At 58.5% G+C, this 19,605-nt stretch carries 19 protein-coding genes; 12 read left to right on the top strand and 7 right to left on the bottom strand.

Annotated elements, in window-relative coordinates; all coding sequences use genetic code 11:
* Positions 1-85: 85 nt before the first annotated feature.
* From RY831_RS12440 to RY831_RS12430, 3 genes are all read left to right on the top strand, one after another.
* Positions 86-514, top strand: coding sequence for a surface-adhesin E family protein (locus tag RY831_RS12440; protein WP_326506670.1), 429 nt, complete (start codon positions 86-88; stop codon positions 512-514).
* A 229-nt stretch (positions 515-743) separates the two neighbouring features.
* Positions 744-2,345: a cytochrome c oxidase subunit I gene (ctaD, locus tag RY831_RS12435; protein WP_326506844.1), complete on the top strand. Its 1,602-nt coding sequence runs from the start codon at positions 744-746 to the stop codon at positions 2,343-2,345.
* Between the two features lie 43 nt (positions 2,346-2,388).
* Positions 2,389-2,832: a DUF2244 domain-containing protein gene (locus tag RY831_RS12430; protein WP_326506669.1), complete on the top strand. Its 444-nt coding sequence runs from the start codon at positions 2,389-2,391 to the stop codon at positions 2,830-2,832.
* Between the two features lie 149 nt (positions 2,833-2,981).
* Here RY831_RS12430 and RY831_RS12425 read toward each other — a convergent pair whose 3' ends face one another.
* Entirely contained in the window at positions 2,982-3,764 is a 783-nt protein-coding gene (locus RY831_RS12425) for a ferritin-like domain-containing protein (protein WP_326506668.1), read from the bottom strand.
* Between the two features lie 43 nt (positions 3,765-3,807).
* Positions 3,808-4,986 (bottom strand): hypothetical protein, encoded by a 1,179-nt coding sequence (locus RY831_RS12420; RefSeq protein ID WP_326506667.1) that lies wholly within the window; start codon positions 4,984-4,986, stop codon positions 3,808-3,810.
* 451 nt (positions 4,987-5,437) lie between these two features.
* Between RY831_RS12420 and surE the strand changes: the two genes are divergently transcribed.
* The 3 genes from surE to ppk2 all read left to right on the top strand — a co-directional run bounded on the left by surE (position 5,438) and on the right by ppk2 (position 8,640).
* Positions 5,438-6,190: a 5'/3'-nucleotidase SurE gene (gene surE, locus RY831_RS12415; protein ID WP_326506666.1), complete on the top strand. Its 753-nt coding sequence runs from the start codon at positions 5,438-5,440 to the stop codon at positions 6,188-6,190.
* Positions 6,191-6,356: 166 nt separating this feature from the next.
* Entirely contained in the window at positions 6,357-7,376 is a 1,020-nt protein-coding gene (locus tag RY831_RS12410) for a transporter (protein WP_326506665.1), read from the top strand.
* A gap of 349 nt (positions 7,377-7,725) precedes the next feature.
* Positions 7,726-8,640, top strand: a complete 915-nt coding sequence (gene ppk2, locus RY831_RS12405; protein WP_326506664.1) for a polyphosphate kinase 2 — start codon at positions 7,726-7,728, stop codon at positions 8,638-8,640.
* A gap of 38 nt (positions 8,641-8,678) precedes the next feature.
* Here ppk2 and RY831_RS12400 read toward each other — a convergent pair whose 3' ends face one another.
* Both RY831_RS12400 and RY831_RS12395 read right to left on the bottom strand, forming a co-directional pair.
* The gene (locus RY831_RS12400) at positions 8,679-10,205 is read right to left on the bottom strand and encodes a CYTH and CHAD domain-containing protein (RefSeq protein ID WP_326506663.1); all 1,527 of its coding nucleotides are present in this window, start codon (positions 10,203-10,205) and stop codon (positions 8,679-8,681) included.
* Positions 10,206-10,369: 164 nt separating this feature from the next.
* Positions 10,370-10,873, bottom strand: a complete 504-nt coding sequence (locus RY831_RS12395; RefSeq protein WP_326506662.1) for a protease complex subunit PrcB family protein — start codon at positions 10,871-10,873, stop codon at positions 10,370-10,372.
* A gap of 146 nt (positions 10,874-11,019) precedes the next feature.
* Between RY831_RS12395 and RY831_RS12390 the strand changes: the two genes are divergently transcribed.
* Genes RY831_RS12390 through RY831_RS12375 form a run of 4 tightly spaced genes read left to right on the top strand, consistent with a single transcriptional unit; the run spans position 11,020 to position 15,166 of the window.
* Positions 11,020-13,488 (top strand): HAMP domain-containing protein, encoded by a 2,469-nt coding sequence (locus RY831_RS12390; protein ID WP_326506661.1) that lies wholly within the window; start codon positions 11,020-11,022, stop codon positions 13,486-13,488.
* Positions 13,485-14,225: a methyl-accepting chemotaxis protein gene (locus tag RY831_RS12385; protein ID WP_326506660.1), complete on the top strand. Its 741-nt coding sequence runs from the start codon at positions 13,485-13,487 to the stop codon at positions 14,223-14,225. The genes RY831_RS12390 and RY831_RS12385 overlap by 4 nt, the downstream gene beginning before the upstream one ends.
* Entirely contained in the window at positions 14,222-14,773 is a 552-nt protein-coding gene (locus RY831_RS12380; protein WP_326506659.1) for a hypothetical protein, read from the top strand. The genes RY831_RS12385 and RY831_RS12380 overlap by 4 nt, the downstream gene beginning before the upstream one ends.
* A 27-nt stretch (positions 14,774-14,800) precedes the next feature.
* Complete coding sequence (locus tag RY831_RS12375; protein WP_326506658.1) at positions 14,801-15,166, top strand: response regulator; 366 nt, start codon at positions 14,801-14,803, stop codon at positions 15,164-15,166.
* A 282-nt stretch (positions 15,167-15,448) separates the two neighbouring features.
* On the opposite strand, the gene RY831_RS12370 is transcribed toward RY831_RS12375, so the two are convergent.
* Together RY831_RS12370 and RY831_RS12365 are read right to left on the bottom strand one after the other, a co-directional pair.
* Complete coding sequence (locus tag RY831_RS12370; RefSeq protein ID WP_326506657.1) at positions 15,449-15,763, bottom strand: hypothetical protein; 315 nt, start codon at positions 15,761-15,763, stop codon at positions 15,449-15,451.
* A 28-nt stretch (positions 15,764-15,791) separates the two neighbouring features.
* Positions 15,792-16,580: a GNAT family N-acetyltransferase gene (locus tag RY831_RS12365; protein ID WP_326506656.1), complete on the bottom strand. Its 789-nt coding sequence runs from the start codon at positions 16,578-16,580 to the stop codon at positions 15,792-15,794.
* Positions 16,581-16,760: 180 nt separating this feature from the next.
* Between RY831_RS12365 and RY831_RS12360 the strand changes: the two genes are divergently transcribed.
* Both RY831_RS12360 and RY831_RS12355 read left to right on the top strand, forming a co-directional pair.
* The gene (locus RY831_RS12360) at positions 16,761-17,810 is read left to right on the top strand and encodes a M14 family zinc carboxypeptidase (RefSeq protein ID WP_326506655.1); all 1,050 of its coding nucleotides are present in this window, start codon (positions 16,761-16,763) and stop codon (positions 17,808-17,810) included.
* Entirely contained in the window at positions 17,807-18,598 is a 792-nt protein-coding gene (locus RY831_RS12355) for an alpha/beta fold hydrolase (RefSeq protein ID WP_326506654.1), read from the top strand. Before RY831_RS12360 ends, RY831_RS12355 begins: the two co-directional genes overlap by 4 nt.
* 534 nt (positions 18,599-19,132) lie before the next feature.
* Here the strand turns inward: RY831_RS12355 and RY831_RS12350 are convergent.
* Positions 19,133-19,543 carry a hypothetical protein gene (locus tag RY831_RS12350; protein ID WP_326506653.1) on the bottom strand — a complete coding sequence of 137 codons (411 nt, stop codon included), beginning with the start codon at positions 19,541-19,543 and terminating at the stop codon, positions 19,133-19,135.
* Positions 19,544-19,605: the final 62 nt, after the last annotated feature.

The following is a 19,605-nucleotide window of genomic DNA, read 5'->3' as shown; positions in this document are numbered from 1 at the left end:
GCTCCGACACGTTGAATGTTGAGGCAGGTACTCCGGAACGTAACCTGCCGCGTCCGTGGTCAATCCGCGCGGCTGCGCATAGCAAATGCAGCCGCCTGCAAAATCGTGTCTGAGTGGTATGTTGAAAAGAAAACTCGCAGCAGTTGCGATCCTTATGACGGCGTGCACCGCCGCCAGCGCTAAATGGATCAAGGTCGCAGAGACCGAAGGCGACGCCTTCTATTTTGAATCCAGCATGGTTCGCAAGTCGGAAAGATACCTGCGGCTCTGGCACCTGATTGACCATTCCACCGTGAAGATGGCAGCCAAGGGGCCTTACAAGTCGAGCAAGGTGCAGATCGAGCTGCAATGCAAGCAAAACAGGTGGCGTGCGATCTATCTGACGTATCACTCCGAACGCATGGGCGAGGGCAGTCTGCTTGACGCTTTCTTCGATCCCAACGCGGCGTGGGAACCTGTGGTTCCGAATTCACCGATCGAAACGATTCTGAACGGCGCCTGCCAGGATAAGTAGAAGCGCTGCGTGACGAGATTGCGTTGCAACTTTGTTGCTACGCCGTCGGCAACGCCATCGAAGCCGGCGCCGGCAGTCGCGATCCGGAAGGCTGCGTGCGCCACACGTTAAAACAAACAAAGCTTGATCCAGGCTTTGGTCCTGTACAGGAAGCGCGGCCATGCCAAGAACTCGGCCTGCATGGCGCAGTCTCATCGCGACCGACAGCGCACACCTGGAAGGCGATCCCATGCATACGACCGATTCCCTCGACGTCTCACATGCCGGTCATGCCCATGAGCACGGACATGATATTCCAGTAGGCTGGCGCCGATGGCTGTTGGCGACGAATCACAAGGATATCGGTACGCTGTATCTCTGGTTCTCCTTCTCCATGTTTCTCTCCGGCGGCGTGCTGGCTCTGCTGATACGCGCCGAACTCTTCCAGCCGGGCCTGCAGCTTTTCGCGCCGGAACTGTACAACCAGTTTGTCACCATGCATGGCCTGGTCATGGTGTTCGGTGCGATCATGCCGGCTTTCGTCGGCTTCGCCAACTGGATGATTCCGCTGCAGGTAGGCGCCTCCGACATGGCGTTCGCCCGCATGAACAACTTCTCCTTCTGGCTGCTGCCGCCGGCGGCGGTGCTGCTGATGGGCTCCTTCTTTCTCGGCGGCGGTGCCACCGGTTCCGGCTGGACGCTCTATCCGCCCTTGTCGCTGCAGATGGGCGCCGGCATGGACTTCGCGATCTTCGCTATCCATATCATGGGCATCTCGTCGATCATGGGGTCGATCAACATCATCTGCACCATTCTGAACATGCGCGCGCCCGGCATGACGCTGATGAAGATGCCGATGTTCTGCTGGACCTGGATGATCACCGCCTATCTGCTGATCGCCGTGATGCCGGTGCTTGCCGGCGCGGTGACGATGCTGCTGACGGACCGCCATTTCGGCACGACATTCTTCAACGCCGCCGGCGGCGGCGACCCGGTGATGTTCCAGCACATCTTCTGGTTCTTCGGCCATCCCGAGGTCTACATCATGATCCTGCCGGCGTTCGGCATCATTTCGCAGGTGATCCCCGCCTTCTCCCGCAAGCCTCTGTTCGGCTATGCATCGATGGTTTATGCAACCGCGTCGATCGCCATCCTGTCGTTCATCGTCTGGGCGCACCACATGTTCACCACCGGCATGCCGGTTACCGGACAGCTGTTCTTCATGTATGCGACGATGCTGATCGCGGTGCCGACCGGCGTCAAGATCTTCAACTGGATCGCCACCATGTGGAAGGGCTCGATGACATTCGAGACCCCCATGCTGTTTGCGATCGGCTTCATCCTGGTGTTCACGGTGGGCGGCTTCTCGGGATTGATACTCGCAGTCTCGCCGATCGACATCCAGGTGCACGATACCTACTACGTGATCGCGCACTTCCACTACGTGCTGGTGGCAGGTTCCCTGTTCGCGCTGTTTTCCGGCTTCTATTACTGGGTGCCCAAGTGGACGGGCTTCATGTACAACGAGCGCAACGGGCAGATCCATTTCTGGCTGTCGCTCATTTCCTTCAACGTCGCCTTCTTCCCGATGCACTTTCTCGGGCTGGCCGGCATGCCGCGCCGGTACGCTGACTACCCGGCGCAGTTCACGGATTTCAACCTGATCGCTTCGGTGGCGGCATTCGTGTTCGGAATCGCGCAGGTGTACTTCCTGTTCGCCGTGCTGCTGCCCGCGATCAAGGGTGGAAAGCCGGCGCCCGCTATGCCTTGGGATGGCGCACAGGGACTCGAATGGACGGTGCCTAGCCCGGCGCCATTCCATACATTCGAAACTCCCCCGGTCATCAAGTAAGGCTCTTCAACGAAGGAAAATGCAAGGGCAGAATACGGAGGCCATGATGCAGCAAAGTGAATGGGTGCTCAAGCGAAACTGTTCCCTGTCACCCCGCCAGTTCGGCATGGCTTACCTGCTGTTATGCGTCGTCACTGCTTTCTGGGCCTCGTTCTTCACCTTGAACGGAGCACCCTTGGTCATGGCGTTTGCCATGATCGAACTGCTGCTGGTCGGCGGCGCATTCCTGCATCATGCGATACACGCGGCTGACCATGACCGGGTCGTCCTGGACGACCGCTTTCTGATGATCGAGTATTTCCGCGCCGGTGATGTCACCACCGTAATGCTGGAGCGCTGCTGGGTGCGCGTCAGCGCGCCGCGCCACAGCGGCGATCAGCTCCTGGTCCAATCACGCGACAAGAGCGCCTGCATCGGAAGCTGCATAAACGGACGAGCCCGCAAGCAGTTTGCGCGCGAGCTCGGTGTCGCATTGCGAAGCGTCTGATACCGGTCCCGGGACCATAACCTGAAACGGGATCGCGAGTCTTTCCGCGATCCCGTTTTTCATGTCATGACTTCGGATTGGTACAAGCTTCGCTTGCCTACCCTTATGCCTATCCTTATGCCTATCCCAATGCCTATGCCTATCCGTGATCAGTGGATGGACGGCGACGCATCGCCACCCGCGGTCCCCGAAGCTCCCGAGGCCGGCAGCGAGTCGCCGAGAATGGCTTCGTCGAACCAGCGCTGAATCTGCTGGAGATGATCGCGCTCGTTGGCCAATGCGGTCCGGAAATCGTTCGCAATGTCGTCATGTCCCTGCGCTTCGGCAAGCGCGATCAGGGTCTCCCAGCCATTGTTGTCCGTCATTTCCGCTACCAGGATGGCATGCAGGGACTGCGCAACAGTGGTGCGGGGATCGGTGAGCACCTGCATCAGTCCAAGCGACTCCACGCCGACCAGGTCCGCGCACGGTGTCATGCAGGTCGGGTCGGCGCCGAGCCGGACGATCGCATCGGCGACAAGGCCCACATGCATGGCTTCGTCATTGCGGATCTGCATCAGTCTTTCGCCCGATATGGTGCCGATGCCTTCTTCCTCGACCGCAGCTACCTTGGTGATCAGCGCATCGTAGAGCCGGGTCCCGGTGCGTTCGAAAGCAAGGCGCTCGCCCAGCTTGTCGATCAGCAGTTGCGGCGTGTTGCCGGTCAGTGCCGACATGCCGGTCTGCAGCATGCCCTTGACCGAGCCGGGCACGGGCACCGAACCGACCGTGTCGGATTCGACGATGTAGCTGCTGCGCATGGCCGCCATTGCGGACATGTCGCCCGGGGCAGGCGGCATCATGGCGTCGATGCCCGATTTCATTTCGGTGGAGTCAAACGGTGACATCTGGGCGCCGGTGCGGTTGACGCCCATTTTTGGCTGCTCTTTCATTGCTCTTCCTTAAAATGGTATTCGGTGAATAGTGAATGTCGTTTCATACCGCGACGGCGGACTTGCGGGCCAGTTCGGTGCCGGGCATCCAGATGTAGCCGGAGGCGACGGTTTCGCTCGGAGAGCCCTCGGAGTTCATGTGCGCGCGGTAGTCGATCGAGGCCTGGCTTTCATTGGCCTTGTCGACGAACTGGGTGCCGTTGGTGCGCAGGTCGGCTTCCTTGTTGAGCAGCGTCTGGCGCACGAAGTCGCGCTGGCTGGCGAACGCGATCGGTTCCGGCAGTTCGCCGCCGGCAAGCAGCTCGACCGGGTCGCGGCGCTCGTGCTGCTTGTACAGCTCGGCAACATAATGGAAATGGCCGAGTTCGTAATCCAGGAAGCGCTCCCACACTGCCTTGAGACGGGGATTGGTTTCCTGCTGGACGCAGCTGTAGTAGTTGTACACCTCGTTGGCTTCATGCAGCAGCCATTGATCCATCCAGGTCTCGCTTGGATCCAGCATGGACTCGTACTGCGTGACGTGCTGTTCTTCGATCGACGCGATTTCCGCGTACAGCTGGCGCGCGACCGGGTCGGCGAACTGCGGCCCGACATTCAGATAGTACTGGTTCACCTGGAACTCGGTCGACACGATGGTCAGCGCGTGCAGCTTGGTGATCGGCGCCGCGGTGGTGCGGTCGTAGTGATCGCGCACATCGTCCTCCGGCGCCCGGTGTTCCACCATGGTCGGCCGCCCCGGCAGGATGTCGGTATAGCTTTGGAGAATGTTGTTGGCATCCTTGCCTTCCACGCGGTCGAGCAGGGCCGAATAGCGATACAGGTGATCGAAGTCTTCCAGCATGCCGAAACGGTACACTTGTGCAAGATAGGGATCCGGTTCGCGCTGCGCGACGGCGGCGGTGATTTCAATCGCAGCCTGTTCATAGCCAATAGTGATTTCCAGCGGCGAATGATCGGGGCCGAGCATCCAGTTCACCATGGTGGCTTGATGCTGTTCAACGCGGCGCACCTTGGCAAGCGGGATGCGCAATTCGCGGTTCTGCCGCGCGCACATGTGCTGGAAGCGCTGGCTTTCCTGCTCGACGCCGTTCATCTGGATGATACGGATTCGCGTGAAGGCATCATCGTCGAGCTTGCTGATCGGCTTGCCGACCATGTCGCGCCAGGTAAAGCGCTGGCGGTCGAGCGGTGTGCCCTTGGCACTGAATAGATTGAAGCTCATTGCATTTCCTTTCAGGAGAAGTCAATCAGGCGCATACATGGATGCATGGAGGCATGGATACATGGCTTCGCTTGGCATTGATGCATCGAATCGCATTCGCTACGGCAGAAGCCGGATATGCCAGACATGCGACCGTGCGTTGATTTAATGAATGGGAATGGCACGGTGCCGTAACAACCGGCGCCATGGATGAAATTAGAAGATGCTCGATTAGGAAGTTCATCGGCACTCACCGTTTATGTAGGCGTCCTGATATGGCTCAGATGTCGATTGCAGCTTCCGCGCCGGTCCGCCGCCGCTATGTATGGCTGCATACGCTACGGGGCGCCCGGCATCCGGCGCAGCACTGCCAGATAGCGTGGATATCGAACCGGCGGAAAGGCGGGCGCGAACCGTTGCTCCGATTCCGGATCAACCCGATATTCCGTTCTTAATTCAAATTTTTCCACTCATGACAAATCGCGTACTTCTTACCAATGACGACGGCATCGATGCTCCAGGCATGGCCGTTCTTGAATCCATCGCTGGCCAGCTCGGATATGAAGTGTGGATCGTTGCACCCGAGCATGACCAGAGCGGCACTTCGCACTCCATCAGCCTGCATGCGCCGCTGCGACTGAGTGAACGCGGCACGAGGCGCTTTGGCGTATCGGGCACTCCCGGCGACTGCGTGGTGATGGCCGTCCGCCACCTGATGACCGACCAGCCGCCTTCGCTGATCCTGTCGGGCGTCAATCGCGGCGCCAATATCGGCGTCGAAACGGTGTTTTCCGGGACGGTGGGCGCGGCGATGACCGGCATGCTGTTCGGCATACGGTCGATTGCATTGAGCCAGGCCTTCAGCGACCGCCGCGCGGTGCCCTGGGATAGCGCCCGCACCCATGCTCCTGCGGTGATCCATCGCCTGCTGCAGCTTCAGTGGACGTCCAATGCCTGTCTCAATGTCAATTTTCCGAACCGGCCTGCCGACGAGACCGGTGAATTGACTTTCACCCGACAGGGCAGGGGGATCGTCAAGCGGATCGATGTCGATCACCATGTCGATCCGCGCGGGCTCTCCTACCACTGGCTGAAATTCCATCGCGAAGCGATGGAAGACGCGCCCGACAGCGAGTCGACAGCAATTGCGCAGGGAAAGATCGCGGTCACGCCGCTGCAGTTCGAACGCACCGCCGAAAGCTTCTTCGCCAAGTTCGCAGTCTGACCTATTGTTCCGGGCGCGGCTGCGTGCGCATATGGCAGTAATTGCAAGTTATATGCTGAGAGTCGCAATTCATGGAGCGGTCATAATCGGAGGGTAAGGTAGCGGCGTCGCAACGTCTTGCAAGAAAATTTCATGCCACTGGAATGGTGCCCGCAGCGGGAAATACATGAAGCGTGATGCGTTCCGCTACGGATCTGATGAAACCGGACTGATCTGGGGATACCGTTTTACCGCCGGCGAAAAACCCTCAACCATCGATGCTGCCCAGGCGCTCGCGTGCCTGGCCGCGCCGCCGGATGCTGCCGGCAGCGATTTCGTCTGGCTGCATTTCAATCTCACCAATACCGCGACCGAAAAATGGTTTGTCCAGAACGGCATCGTGGCCGAGGAATTCCGGCAATCCCTGCATGAGCCATCGCGCTCGACGCGGATCGGCGTAGCCGAAGACAGCCTGATCGCGGTCGTCAACGATGTCTCGCACCGCTTTTCCTTCGAGCCTTCGGATATCTCCACGGTGTGGATGAGTGTCGACCGGCGCACCGTCATCAGCGCGCGCAGCACGCCTCTGGCATCTATCGAGCGGGTGCGGCATGCGGTGGAGTGCGGCGAGGAATTCCGGTCCTCGGTTGAAATCCTGACGCACCTGCTGCGCGACCAGTCCGATGTACTGGTCGATATAGTGCGCGAGGCGGTGGAGCGGGTCGACAAGGTGGAGGACAGCCTGCTGGCCGGACGCATCTCGCAGCGGCGCGCCGATCTGGGTTCGCTGCGGCGGGTGCTGGTTCGCCTGCGCCGCCTGCTTGCGCCGGAGCCGGCATCGCTGTTCCGCCTGCTGCAGCGGCCGCCATCATGGATGGTGGAAGAGGATGCCCAGGAACTGCGGCAGGCCACCGAAGAATTCGCGGTGGTGCTCAATGACATGGCATCGCTGCAGGAACGCATCAAGCTTCTGCAGGAAGAGATCGCCGCAGCGGTCAATGAAGAGAACAGCCGCAGCCTGTTCGTGCTCACTATCGTCACCGTGCTGGCCTTGCCGATCAATATCGTCGCCGGTCTGCTGGGAATGAACGTGGGCGGCGTGCCGCTGGCCGATCATCCTTACGGATTCTGGGTCATCTTCGGCATTGTCATCGGCTTTACGCTGGTTGCCGGCTGCATTGCCATCCGCAAGCAGCGCAATGACTGAGCATTAACTGAGCATTAACTGAGCAATTCGGGCAGCAACGTGGGAGGTGTTTGGTCGGCATGCCGCTCCGCTTGCGCGCGGCTCTAGCGGCATACCTGCCTGCCGTCAGCCATATCGGTTGGCTGTACCGCAGATGCACGCATGATGCCGGTCATTTGCTACACGCTGATGACAGCAATCGCATCTCGGGAAAATTTTTACCACTTTGAATTTGGGGAAATTTCTTGCGATCGCCACATGACACAGGCGTGTAACTTGCTTCGATTATGCTCCACCCGGCAGGCATTCCATCCATGCGAATTCCTGCAGGACAGATTTGAACCACAGGAAAATCAAGGCGACGGACGTAATGAAAGCAGACAATATCGATGTGATGGAGCGCCTGCGGCGCGATCTGGAAGACAGTTACGACGAAGAATTCGAACTGGAGCTGGATGACAGGATCGAGGACGCATTGAAGAGCGAGGATCCTGAAGGAATCAATGTCGCGCGAGAAGAGCGCCGCCACTACTTCCGCGAACTGTTCCGCCTGCAGGGCGAACTGGTCAAGCTGCAGGACTGGGTGGTCGCCAGCGGCCATCGGGTCGTCATTGTCTTTGAAGGCAGGGATGCGGCAGGCAAGGGCGGCATCATCAAACGCATCACGCAGCGCCTGAACCCGCGCGTTTGCCGCGTCGCCGCGCTGCCCGCGCCCAATGACCGGGAACGCACGCAATGGTATTTCCAGCGCTATGTCGCTCACCTGCCGGCGGCCGGCGAAATCGTGCTGTTCGACCGTAGCTGGTACAACCGCGCCGGCGTGGAGCGCGTCATGGGTTTCTGCGACGATGTCCAGTATGAAGAGTTCTTCCGCTCGGCTCCGGAATTCGAGCGCATGCTGGTGCGGTCGGGCATCCAGCTGATCAAGTACTGGTTCTCCATTTCGGACGAGGAGCAGGAGTCTCGCTTCCTGGGACGCATCCATGACCCGCTGAAGCAGTGGAAGCTGAGCCCGATGGACCTGGAGTCGCGCCGCCGTTGGGAAGATTACACCCGCGCCAAGGAAATCATGCTCGAGCGCACCCACATCCCGGAAGCGCCGTGGTGGGTGGTGCCGGCCGACAACAAGAAGAAGGCGCGCCTTAACTGCATCCATCACCTGCTGAGCCAGATTCCTTTCCAGGAGATCGAGCATCCACCCATCGTGCTGCCGGAACGCGAGCGGCGCGAGGACTACGCCCGGCGGCCGGTACCGCATGAAATCTGCGTGCCGCAAATCTATTAGCGATTGGGAGCTGGCGGGCAGCGCCCGCCCGTTTCCAATCAGTGCTTGTACGGCGGCTTGGCGTGCGTGAAGTCTTTCCACAGGCGGCGTATGTCGCCGCCGCTGCCATAAATGCCGGCCGTCAGATAACCGCGAGCGAATGAAGCATCCATTGCCGCCTCAGGATTCGAAATCTGCAGCTGTGCAAGCAGTTCGGTCGCCACCGCGGCATCGTTGAGCCAGCCGAGCTCTTCCTGCATTGCCGAAAGCGCTGAGAGATAACGGCGCACGCGCTGCTTCGGATAGAGCGATGCAAAGAATTCGCTTGCATAGCGCGCTTTCTTCGCCGCGATCCGTACACGATGGCGAGACTCCGGTTCATTGTCGTCAAGGGCCTTGCCGCGCTTCAGCAGGCGTCGCTCATCATGCTTGAGCATGGATTTCGCGAAAGCCGTTACCGGCACGTCGAGCTGGCCGGTGGCGCCGTCGTCGAGGCTTTCCCGCCATTGTTTGCCGCCCAGCCACTCGGCGAGCTGAAGCTGCAGGCGGGTATAGGCGAGCGATGCCACTTCTTTCGCCGCTTCGGCGCGATGCCTTGCCGCATGTTCATGGGCGGCGGCGATCAGCTTGCCGACATCGACCTCCTTCGGCGCATGCGCAGTCACCTGGTCCAGCGTGGAGCCGGCCAGCACCTGCCAGTCCCGCGCGGCGCCGAGGCGGCCTGCAAGCTGCTTGAGCTCTTCCTGAATGACGGCCGGGCAGGCGATGATATCTTCGAACATGTCCAGTGCCGACCGCAGGCGGCGCAATCCTACGCGCATCTGGTGTACGCTTTCCGCGTCGGTGTCATGCATGACGCGTTGCTCGTTGCCATGTATCTGCGCAAGGCAATTCGACACGATGGCGATGAATGCCTGCTCGACGCTCATGTCCTTTTTCAATACCAGCTTTTGCGCCTTAACGACCTTGGGCTTGGCGCGTGCCAGCAGTGCATAGCCGCGTTCAGCCTTGCTCAGCGAACCGATACGCATGGGAATGGCGTCAAGCAGTTCCAGCGCGAAGCCGAACAGCCGATGCGGCAACCCGGATTTGATTTCCAGCTCGATCTCCGAGACCGGCTCGCGCTTGTCTCCATGCACGATATGTCCGCGGTCGATTGCCATCTCCACTTCTTCGCCCGCAGGCAAACGCAACTGGCGGACCGTGCGCTCGATGTCGAGGGTGAAGATCGGTTGCAGCTTGTCCTGCAGTCCCGGCATGCCGAGCAACTTCGCCGCGGCGTCATCCCCTTCGGCCATGCGCTTGAGCGATTCGACGTCGGGACGGTCGGCGTCGATTTCCGATTCCCACTCGTTTCGGCGGTGCAGCCCGGATTGCACGCTGCCGCCGGATTTCATGGTCTGTATGCGCTTGCCATCCGCATGGCGGATGCGCAAACCCATGCCATTGCTCATCAAGTCATAGGTCGGTGTGTCGAAATAGACATCTTTTTGCGCATGTGCCGCCGGTCTTCCTACCGTGACGCGGCCGAGCAATTGCAGGTCGTCGAGCTTGCCCAAGAGGCTTTCGTCGATCAGTAGTTTCATTTCTGTTTCCATCAGGTACCCTTGAACCAGTGTTCTTGCAATTATTATTCATTGAAAGCCGGTTTTCGGTGCTGACTTTTGCCAAGACCTGTCGGATCGACGGACGGTCTGTCCAACAGTTCTTACCAATCTGCAAGCGATGACGTCGCTTTGTTAAAAAAGCGTCAGCTTGGCCGGTCCGGCGTACGGATGAATTCGATCGGTTCCCTGGAGCTTGGAAGTGCGATCAGGTGGGAGGGATGCGTCACGGCGTAGTTGCAGATGCGAGGTCCTGAAGGCGTCCTTTCGCTGTATTCAACAATGATTGTCCCTGCCCTGCGGTGTACGCGCTGGATGCGAACGGCATGGCAACCGTTCGGGCGTTCGCCGGTAAAGATGCCAGCCACCATCTCCTCGCTGAAATCTATCCGTGGCAGAGGAAAGGGATGATGGCGGTTGCCCTTGTGCTCGGACCAAAGGCGAGCCCAGTTTCGCTGGTCCCGAATGACGACCTTCATCTCCGTCATCACGCCGGAATAGACATCCGAGTCGATGGTTTCCCAGGCTATCGGTCCATCGCCTCTCGGTCCGAGACCGGCACAGGCACCCAGCATGACTGCTGCGGCCAAAATGGAGAGCCGGGTCGCCCTGTGCCGGTGCGCGATAGATTCCATGGGTTTCCAGCTCATGACAGGCCGCTCCATCGATAGAGGAATTTAGATATTGGAGGACTTTCATTGCCGAAAATTTCATCAGCGGATGATATTAATAGGCTTGTCATATTTCTTTACGACAATGCACGCATTCTTAATTACATGAGCATTAGCCCATAAGCATGACTATCCGACAACGTATCACCCTGCTGGTCGTTCTGATGTTTGCCGCCATCTGCGGTATCGGCGGCTATGCTTTCCAGCAGTCCCGCGAGGGCGCGACGCAAGTGAAGCTGGTGACAGAAGGCGTGGTGCCTAGCGCGCTCGCTTCCGCCGACCTCGTTTCCCGGCTCAAGGATGTGCAGCTTGCCACGATCGTGCTGGTCAGCGCGCCTGACAGGCAGATGATGGAGCAGGCGAAGGAAAAGTTGGGGATATCCCAGAAGCAGCTGCGCGAAGCTATCGAGCAGCAGACAGCGCAAGCCACCGGCGATCGGCAGAAGGGCCTGATGGAGCAGGTGGGTGAAAGCCTCGACAATTACTTCACGTCCATCGCGGAAACCATCCGTTTCAAGGAGTCCGGCAAGGACGAACTGGCCCAGGCCAGCTTGTTTGGCAATGTGGTCCAGTACCAGGGCGAGCTTGAACAGATTGTAGAGACCCTGCGCATCGAAAAGAACCGGGCCAAGGACGAGGCAATCGCCGTGCTCAACGACAATCTGGCCACCACCACCACTACGCTTTCCGTCGTGACGCTGCTGGCAGCCATCGTACTGTCGGCAGTAGGCATGCTGCTCTACCGCCGCATTACCGGCCCGATCAGCCGGATGCAGTCGATGATGAGCGAAATCGCCGCAAGCCAGGATTTTACCCGCAGGGTTCCGGTGCAGACCATGGATGAAATCGGCCGATCCATTGTTGCGTTCAACGGCATGATCGAAAAGATCGAGGCGAGTTCCGCTCAGGTCAGGCAGAAAACCGCCGACATCCAGGCTATGCTGGAAAATATGCCGCAGGGCATCCTGACCGTGGTCGAAGGCGTGCGCGTGCATCCGGAATATTCGGCCTATCTGGAAACCATCCTGGAAACCGATGACATCGTCGGGCGCAGCCTGATGGAGCTGCTCTTTACCGGTACCAATCTCGGCGCAGACGCGCTGGCCCAGATCGATGCGGCGGTGCGCGCCAGCATCGGCGAAGATGTGATGAATTTCGAGTTCAACCAGCATTTGCTGGTAGGAGAATTCGAAAAGACCATGGCAGACGGTCGCATCAAGATTCTCGACCTGAGCTGGTCGCCCATCACCGACGGCGCCGATACCACGGTGCGCCTGATGCTGTGCGTGCGGGATGTCACCGAGTTGCGCAAGCTGGCCGCCGAAGCCGGCGAGCAGAAGCGCAAGCTGGAAATCATCGGTGAAGTGCTGGCGGTAAGCCAGGAAAAATTCCACGAGTTTATCGTCGGTTCGATGAAGTTCGTCACCGAGAACGAAGTCATCATCCGCGAACATCCGGAACTGCATGCCGAAGCGGTGGCCCAGCTGTTCCGCAACATGCATACCATCAAGGGCAATGCGCGGACCTATGGCCTGAATCACCTGACCAATGTCGTGCATCTCGCCGAGCAGACCTATGAAGAACTGCGCAAGCCGAGGCCGAAGCTGGCATGGGACCAAAGCATGGTGCTGCAGGAACTGTTCAAGGTGCGCGACATGGTGGAGCTGTATGCGGACATCAATGAATTCAGCCTCGGCCGCAAGGGCCCCGGCCAGCGCGCCGGCGCCGGTCGCTATCTGATGGTCGACCAGGAGCATGTGCTCGAAAGCCTGCACCGCTTGGAGACCGTCAATACCGCCAACCTGCATGAACTGCTGTCGGCGCACGAGACGGTGCGCAGGAACCTGCGCCTGCTCGGCACCGAGACGCTCGCCGACACGCTTGCCAATGTGCTTGACTCGCTGCCTTCGCTGGCGCGCGAGCTGGAAAAGGAAGCGCCCGCCGTACGTATCATCGACAACGGCTATCGGGTGCGCACGCAGGCCGGCAGCGTATTGAAGAACGTGTTCATGCATCTGATTCGCAATGCAATGGATCATGGACTGGAAGTCGCCGAAGTGCGACGCCTGCAGGGGAAGCCGCCTGCCGGCATCATCGAGATCAAGGCTGATGTGGCAGGCAACATGCTGAAGCTGGAACTCGGTGACGACGGCCGCGGACTTGCGCTTTCGCGCATCCGTCGCATCGCGACCGAAAAAGGCCTGATTCATGCAGACGCGACGCTGCGCGATGAGGACATCGCCCAGCTGATTTTCAAGCCTGGCTTCTCCACGGCAGCGCAGGTGACGGAAGTATCCGGGCGCGGCGTCGGCATGGATGCGGTGCAGGATTTCATCCGGCGCGAACATGGCAGCATCGAAATTCAATTCTGCGACGACAAGACCGGCGCCGATTACCGCCAGTTCCGTACGATCGTGATGCTGCCTGCCAGCATGGCTGTTTCCGGTGATGCGGCGGCACCGATGCAGGCGCAGGTGGAGAGCGGTCCCCGGCACGGCGCTGCCGCTGCCGCTGCCGCTGCGGCAGCGCATTTGGGAAACGAACATTCCGCCGACAAGCATGAAGCTGGTCCGGCGCAAAAGGAAGCGGTGTGATTGAGCATTATCTGATGGGCGGAATCGCCGGCGGCATTCTTGCAGCCGTGCTGGCGGCCGCAAGAATGAGAAAAGCGCGCCTGCTGGCGAATATCGAACTGCGCCGCGCAGGAGAGGAACAGCTTGCCATGCTGGCACAGGCTGAAGCCCGGCATGCCGCGGAACTGGCGCAGCGCGAGCACGCGCTGGATGTGCAGCAGGCCGAAATTGCGCAGTTGCAGGACAAAGTCATCGCTCAGGCGCAACGCATGGAAGAACAGGAAGCGGCGCTGCGTGAAGCCGCCGAGCGCCAGCATGGCTGGTGTGTCGAAGCGGCGCGCATCAATTCCGAAGCCGCGCGGCTGAGGGGACTGGCTGCGACCTTCGAACGCTGGCATGAACAGATGGATTCTCTGATGGCACAGAACCAGGATATGCATGCCAAGAACCACGAGCTGTCATCCATCGTCAAGCACGTCGTGATCGTGTCGCTCAACGCATCGATCGAGGCATCGCGCGCAGGACCGGCCGGCAGGGGCTTTGCCGTGGTTGCCCATGAAGTCAGGTCGCTGGCATTGCGCACGGAAGGACTGTCACGCGACTACAGCAACAGTCTGCACCGCAATGACATGACGACGACCGCAACCTTCCAGGATATTCAGGCCGGCGGCAAGATGATCATGGCGTCGCTCAGCAGCATCGAAGCTTATGCCGGCCAGTTGCGGCAAAAGCTGGAAAGGTCGGAAGCGGCCGCATGATCACCGAACAGACCAGGCACAGCCTCGATGGGATCTTTACGCGCGCGGTGCAATCCAGGATGGCGCTGCATGCCGGCGATACCTGCGAAGTCAGACCCTTGCCGCGTGACCGCGACCAGCACCATGGACAGGAACAGGACAGCAAGAGCATGGTGGTCCTTACGATTTCATCGTTGCATTTCCGCCTGTTGATGATGTTCCACATTGATGAGACGCCGGAAACCCAGGCCTACTTTGCGGGCGAGGTCGAAGGCAGGTGTTTTCGCGAGGTGTTCTACGAGACCGCCAACCTGTGCTGCGGCGCAGTCAACCAGGAACTGCTCAAGCATTTCCCCGATCTTGGCATGTCGACACCGTTCACGCTCGACAGCCGCTGCGCGATGTTCCTGCGCGAACTGGATCCGGGCTTTACCGCACGCTACGCCATCGTCATCAACGATACGCTGCGGCTGTCGGCGACGCTGTGCCTGTGCGATTACGCTACCGTGGATTTTGCCTGGGATGACAGCGCAGTCGAAGAAGTCTCCGGCGAACTCGAATTGTTTTAACCGATGTATTGAAGAGGGAATAATAAAATGGCCAAGGTTCTCGTTGTAGATGATTCCAGCACCGTGCGCGACGAAGTCGCCGGTTTCCTGAAGAAAAGCGGCCTTGAAGTCGCCACCGCGGTGGACGGCAAGGATGGCCTGTCCAAGGTCAAGGCCAATCCCGGTATCCGCCTCGTGGTCTGCGATGTCAACATGCCCAATATGGACGGCCTGACCATGGTGGAAAAGGTGCGCAACGAACTCGGCAACAAGAGTGTGAACATCGTGATGCTCACCACTGAAAGCAGCCCGGCGATGAAGGAACGCGGCAAGGCGGCCGGTGTGAAGGGATGGATCGTAAAGCCGTTCAAAGGCGAGGCCGTGCTGGACACCTTCCGCAAGCTGGCAAGCTGAGCGGCTCGATGATGTTAAGGTGAGATAAAACGTCGGCATCGGAACATTTATCCGGTGCCGGCGTTTTTCAAACCGCAGATTCCATTCCTGCCCATAGTTTGACCGAATGGGCCTAGTGGTGCGAGTTAATAACTTGTTGATCAAATGGTGGACGAGAATCATGCCGATACTGCGTCAAGAATGCGCGCAAGGCCCCGGCCTTGCTGTGCTTTTTTCCTTGTCTCGACAGGATTTCGCCACATTTGCTTTCAACAAATTTCCAACTCGCACCACTAGCCGGCTTCAGTGACCGTCGCCCGTCTTTCCATCCCTTGATGGACCGATGGCGCCAATGCAGGTCTCAAGCGCGATTTTCGCTTCTAGGTAATTGGTCCTGCGCAAGCGGCAATTCTTTTCCCGCTTCTTCAGTTCATCGTCCGCCAATCCCGGTATTGTCAGCGCGGTAAGGCAGGCGGCATAGTCGTGCATTGCCTGCCACAGTGCCGCCGTAAGCGCCTCGACGGCAAGAATTCCGGCCGGACGGCTGTTGTTCTGCTGTCGAGGAAATGCCGCAGCGGAATGTGCCGTCGCTGCGGTGTCTTGCGTGATCAACTTCATCTGCATATTCGGCAAGGCTGGTATTTGTTTATTGCGCTTGCGCCGGCATGTACCGGCGCGCATAGCGGCTGTCGAGGTTGGACAAGGGGAGCAGCACCAGCAGATCGGCGCAATGGAAATCGGCATCCCAGGCAGGTTCGCCGCAGACCCATGCGCCGCTGCGGAGATATCCCTTCAGCAGCGGGGGCATTGTGCTCTCGGCGGCCTGCGGCGTCGGCTGCATGGAATGCGGTGTCTGCTGCACGGGGAAGGGGAGGTGCGGCTGCACCCGGTATTCCGCCGGAGCGTAATGCCGGCTGGAAGCGAGTTGCTTGAAGATGGCAGTGGCGTTCGTACCGCCGTCGGCAAGGCTGATGCTGGCGCAGCCGATCAGGTATTCGCAGCGATGGCGGCGCATGTATTCCGCAAGACCCGCCCACAGCAGCATGATGACTGCTCCGGAACGGTAATCCGGATGAATGCAGGCGCGCCCAGCTTCCACCATTGTTCCTCGCAGGTGCTGCAGGCGGTCGAGTTCGAATTCGCTTTCGCAATACAAGCGGCCGATCCGGTTCGCTCCCGCCGGGCGCAACACGCGGTAGGTGCCGACGACCTGGAGATTCGACGAATCGCGAACGATCAGGTGGTCGCAATAGGAATCGAACTCGTCCTGATCCAGCCGGTCTGGATTTTCGAGTGCGGTCAATCCCGCAGCTTCAATGAAAACCCGGTATCGCAAGCGCTGCACTTCCTTCACTTCTTCCGGAGTGCTCGCGATGCTCAATGACAGGCCGGGCGATTTCGTACCTGGGGTGTCATGCGTATTCAGTTGTTGCATCGGATGTCCTTTCATTGGAACAACATCAGACTAAACACTGAATGCTTCACTCGTATTACGAACCTGTGTCAGTTTCGTGACGGCGCAAAGATGTCACATTCAAGCCGGCATAGACTGTGCATTTTGCGATGCCAAGTCTGCAACAAGAACAGATAAGGTGGCGATCAGGAGAAACAGTACATGGCAGCTAAGGTGTTGCAAGAGATGGAAATGATGGAACGCATCATCGAGCGCGGTCGCGGCGCGTTGTCGGTTCGCACGGTATGTTCCGTGGAAAGCGGCGGCAAATGCCTGCCCGTCTATGGCATTGCCATGGGTGCGAACGGTCCGGATATTCCGGTGGTCGGCTTCTTCGGCGGCGTCCACGGCTTGGAGAACATCGGAACCCAGGTCGTCCTTGCCTATTTGAACAGCCTGGTGGAGCGCCTGAGCTGGGATGCGACCCTGCATCAACAACTTGCCTCGGTGCGCCTGGTGTTCATGCCGTTGGTCAATCCTGGCGGCATGGCCCTTCGCACGCGCTGCAATCCGCGCGGCGTCGACCTGATGCGCAATGCGCCGGTGCAGTCGGAACAGAAGGTGCCCTTCCTGCTCGGTGGCCAGCGCCTCAGCAGGCATCTGCCCTGGTATCGCGGCGAGGCCGTCATGGAAGCCGAAAGCGATGCCTTGTGCCGCTTCGTCGGCGACGAGTTCTCGGGACGCCGCTTCAGCATCGCGCTCGATTGCCATTCCGGCTTCGGCCTGCGCGACCGCATCTGGTTTCCCTATGCGTGCAGTAAGACGCCGATTCCACATCTTCCGGAATTATCCGCGCTGCACGAACTGTTCTGCCGCAGCTATCCTCACCACGACTACATCTTCGAGCCGCAAAGCAGGCAATACATGACGCATGGCGACTTGTGGGACCACCTTTACCTTCAGTCGCAGCACCGGGATGCGGACGAAGTTTTTCTTCCATTGACGCTGGAAATGGGATCGTGGCGCTGGATCAGGAAATACCCGATGCAACTGCTCAGCAAATCGGGATTCTTCAATCCCTTGCCCGCTCACCGGCTGCAGAGGGTGTTGCGGCGCCACCTCGTCTGGCTGGAATTCCTGACCCTGGCGGCGCGCGGCTGGCAGCAATGGCTGCCGGTCGGTGCCGCGCGGAGCGCATTCGCAATGCGTGCGAATGGTCGATGGTACGGTGGCCATGCCGGTAATGGCGGAGTTGGTGAGGCAGGGGCATGAGCTGCTGGATCCTTCTGCGCGGATTGATACGCGAAAGCCGGCATTGGGGAGACTTTCCGGCTGTACTTCAGCAGCGTTTTCCCGATGCGCAGATACTCACGCCCGATCTGCCGGGAAACGGCGTAATGAACGGCATGCGCAGTCCCTTGACGATCGACGCGATGGTCGATTACTGCCGGGCCTGGCTTGCCGGCCGGTCGCATGGGCAGCCCGTGTACCTGCTGGGTCTTTCGATGGGCGGCATGCTGGCGGTGCGCTGGGCGCAGCGGTATCCGAAGGAGCTTGGCGGCTGCGTGCTGGTCAACACCAGCCTGCGCAATTTCAGCCCTTTCCATCAGCGCTTGCAATGGCGCAGTTACTCGGCGTTGTTGCGCATGCTCGGGAATGTTCGTGACGCAGGCGCTTGCGAACGGCTTGTGTGGGAAGTGACAAGCAGCAGACGACCCGTTGACTCTCGGATACTGCAGCAGTGGATTGCCTTCCGGCGGGAGCGGCCGGTGAGCCTGGCAAACACCTTGCGTCAGTTGATAGCCGCGAGCCGATGCAGGGCGTCCGACCGCGCGCCGGCGGTGCCGTTACTGGTGCTGGCTGCACAGCGCGATGGCTTGGTGTCTCCGTTATGCTCTTTACGTATTGCTCAAGCTTGGAAAGCCGAGTTGCGCATGCATGCGGATGCGGGGCATGATCTTGCGCTTGATGATGGGGAGTGGATTGCTATGAAGGTAGACGCATGGATGGAAGAATGGATAAAGCATGGTATGACCCTGGTTGAAGCATCTGATTCATAATGCTGAGCTTTCAGACTTGCCAATCTCGTATCCGGGCTTTCTGTTATCTAATTCGTGAGTAAATCTATTGCTGCCCCAGAAACATTATTTCCATGCCTGTCCACTGCAGTTAGCTCTGGCAATCCAAGAATTTTAATTTTGCACACGCACTTGCGTTTCATCTGGTATTCATTTGAAGTACATTGTTATTAAAACATAGAGGACAGAACCATTTCATTTCTTTGGTAATATTTTGGATAATCAATCTGTCGTTAAGTTGCTTTAGTGCCTTGTTGCGGTCTCTTAATACGACGGTGTCCTGATTCACAGGAAGCATAAATCTCTTCAAAAATTCAACGTCCACCAAATACTGGAAGGACTTCCCTCCAGAATCTATTTCAATTCTTCGGATATCTACCTCGCTGACAGACGAGATAACTGATATTTTTACAGCGAGTTTTGGTGAAGTCTGTGTGAAAGGCTGAGGGCCGTACTTATCACAATATGCAGGTATCATGATGTCATAGCCATCGCTTGAGTTTATGGAAAAGGTTTTTATTCAACAGATCCTAGACTCTTTATCCACTTGCTGTGATATTCGCTTTGCTCTTGGACCGTGCCAACTTGTTCTGGATGCGCCTCTCCAAAAATATCAACAATGTCGTCACGTCGTGCAGGCATGCCGCACTTCAAAAGATATATTTTTCGACACAAGGCCATCTGGATCATCATCTGAGATGGATAAGCATCTCGCCGGGCTACATTGCATAGCAAGAGCCAACCGGATTTCTCAAGCTGAAGACGTAGCTTTGCCAATGCATCAAATAAGGAATCTCCTGTTTCAGTCAATGTACCAAAGTGGGGGCTCGATATGCTGACTTCTATTGGTCTATGCGATGTATAGGTTATGCTGCAATTATGCTTTCCGTGCAACTCGTTTAGCACTGGAACCGAAATCACTTCCATACCTGTTCACTTTTTACAAAGGGATTTTTCAGAAAAGGCAGGCGGATTCAATCCTGAAAGTG

Origin of the sequence: Noviherbaspirillum album, from assembly GCF_035916955.1 — a bacterium.
In the GTDB taxonomy this organism is placed as follows: Bacteria; Pseudomonadota; Gammaproteobacteria; order Burkholderiales; family Burkholderiaceae_D; genus Noviherbaspirillum; species Noviherbaspirillum album.
This window is presented reverse-complemented; position numbering and strand designations above follow the sequence as displayed.

Excerpts from the sequence above, each read along its gene's own strand:
- ctaD (WP_326506844.1), top strand. The coding sequence starts at position 744 with ATGCATACGACCGATTCCCTCGACGTCTCACATGCCGGTCATGCCCAT.
- RY831_RS12365 (WP_326506656.1), bottom strand. The coding sequence starts at position 16,580 with ATGCAACAACTGAATACGCATGACACCCCAGGTACGAAATCGCCCGGC.
- RY831_RS12440 (WP_326506670.1), top strand. The coding sequence starts at position 86 with ATGCAGCCGCCTGCAAAATCGTGTCTGAGTGGTATGTTGAAAAGAAAA.
- RY831_RS12425 (WP_326506668.1), bottom strand. The coding sequence starts at position 3,764 with ATGAAAGAGCAGCCAAAAATGGGCGTCAACCGCACCGGCGCCCAGATG.
- RY831_RS12375 (WP_326506658.1), top strand. The coding sequence starts at position 14,801 with ATGGCCAAGGTTCTCGTTGTAGATGATTCCAGCACCGTGCGCGACGAA.
- RY831_RS12355 (WP_326506654.1), top strand. The coding sequence starts at position 17,807 with ATGAGCTGCTGGATCCTTCTGCGCGGATTGATACGCGAAAGCCGGCAT.
- RY831_RS12390 (WP_326506661.1), top strand. The coding sequence starts at position 11,020 with ATGACTATCCGACAACGTATCACCCTGCTGGTCGTTCTGATGTTTGCC.
- RY831_RS12420 (WP_326506667.1), bottom strand. The coding sequence starts at position 4,986 with ATGAGCTTCAATCTATTCAGTGCCAAGGGCACACCGCTCGACCGCCAG.
- RY831_RS12380 (WP_326506659.1), top strand. The coding sequence starts at position 14,222 with ATGATCACCGAACAGACCAGGCACAGCCTCGATGGGATCTTTACGCGC.
- RY831_RS12400 (WP_326506663.1), bottom strand. The coding sequence starts at position 10,205 with ATGAAACTACTGATCGACGAAAGCCTCTTGGGCAAGCTCGACGACCTG.
- surE (WP_326506666.1), top strand. The coding sequence starts at position 5,438 with ATGACAAATCGCGTACTTCTTACCAATGACGACGGCATCGATGCTCCA.
- RY831_RS12430 (WP_326506669.1), top strand. The coding sequence starts at position 2,389 with ATGATGCAGCAAAGTGAATGGGTGCTCAAGCGAAACTGTTCCCTGTCA.
- RY831_RS12370 (WP_326506657.1), bottom strand. The coding sequence starts at position 15,763 with ATGAAGTTGATCACGCAAGACACCGCAGCGACGGCACATTCCGCTGCG.
- RY831_RS12395 (WP_326506662.1), bottom strand. The coding sequence starts at position 10,873 with ATGAGCTGGAAACCCATGGAATCTATCGCGCACCGGCACAGGGCGACC.
- RY831_RS12360 (WP_326506655.1), top strand. The coding sequence starts at position 16,761 with ATGGCAGCTAAGGTGTTGCAAGAGATGGAAATGATGGAACGCATCATC.
- ppk2 (WP_326506664.1), top strand. The coding sequence starts at position 7,726 with ATGAAAGCAGACAATATCGATGTGATGGAGCGCCTGCGGCGCGATCTG.
- RY831_RS12350 (WP_326506653.1), bottom strand. The coding sequence starts at position 19,543 with ATGGAAGTGATTTCGGTTCCAGTGCTAAACGAGTTGCACGGAAAGCAT.
- RY831_RS12410 (WP_326506665.1), top strand. The coding sequence starts at position 6,357 with ATGAAGCGTGATGCGTTCCGCTACGGATCTGATGAAACCGGACTGATC.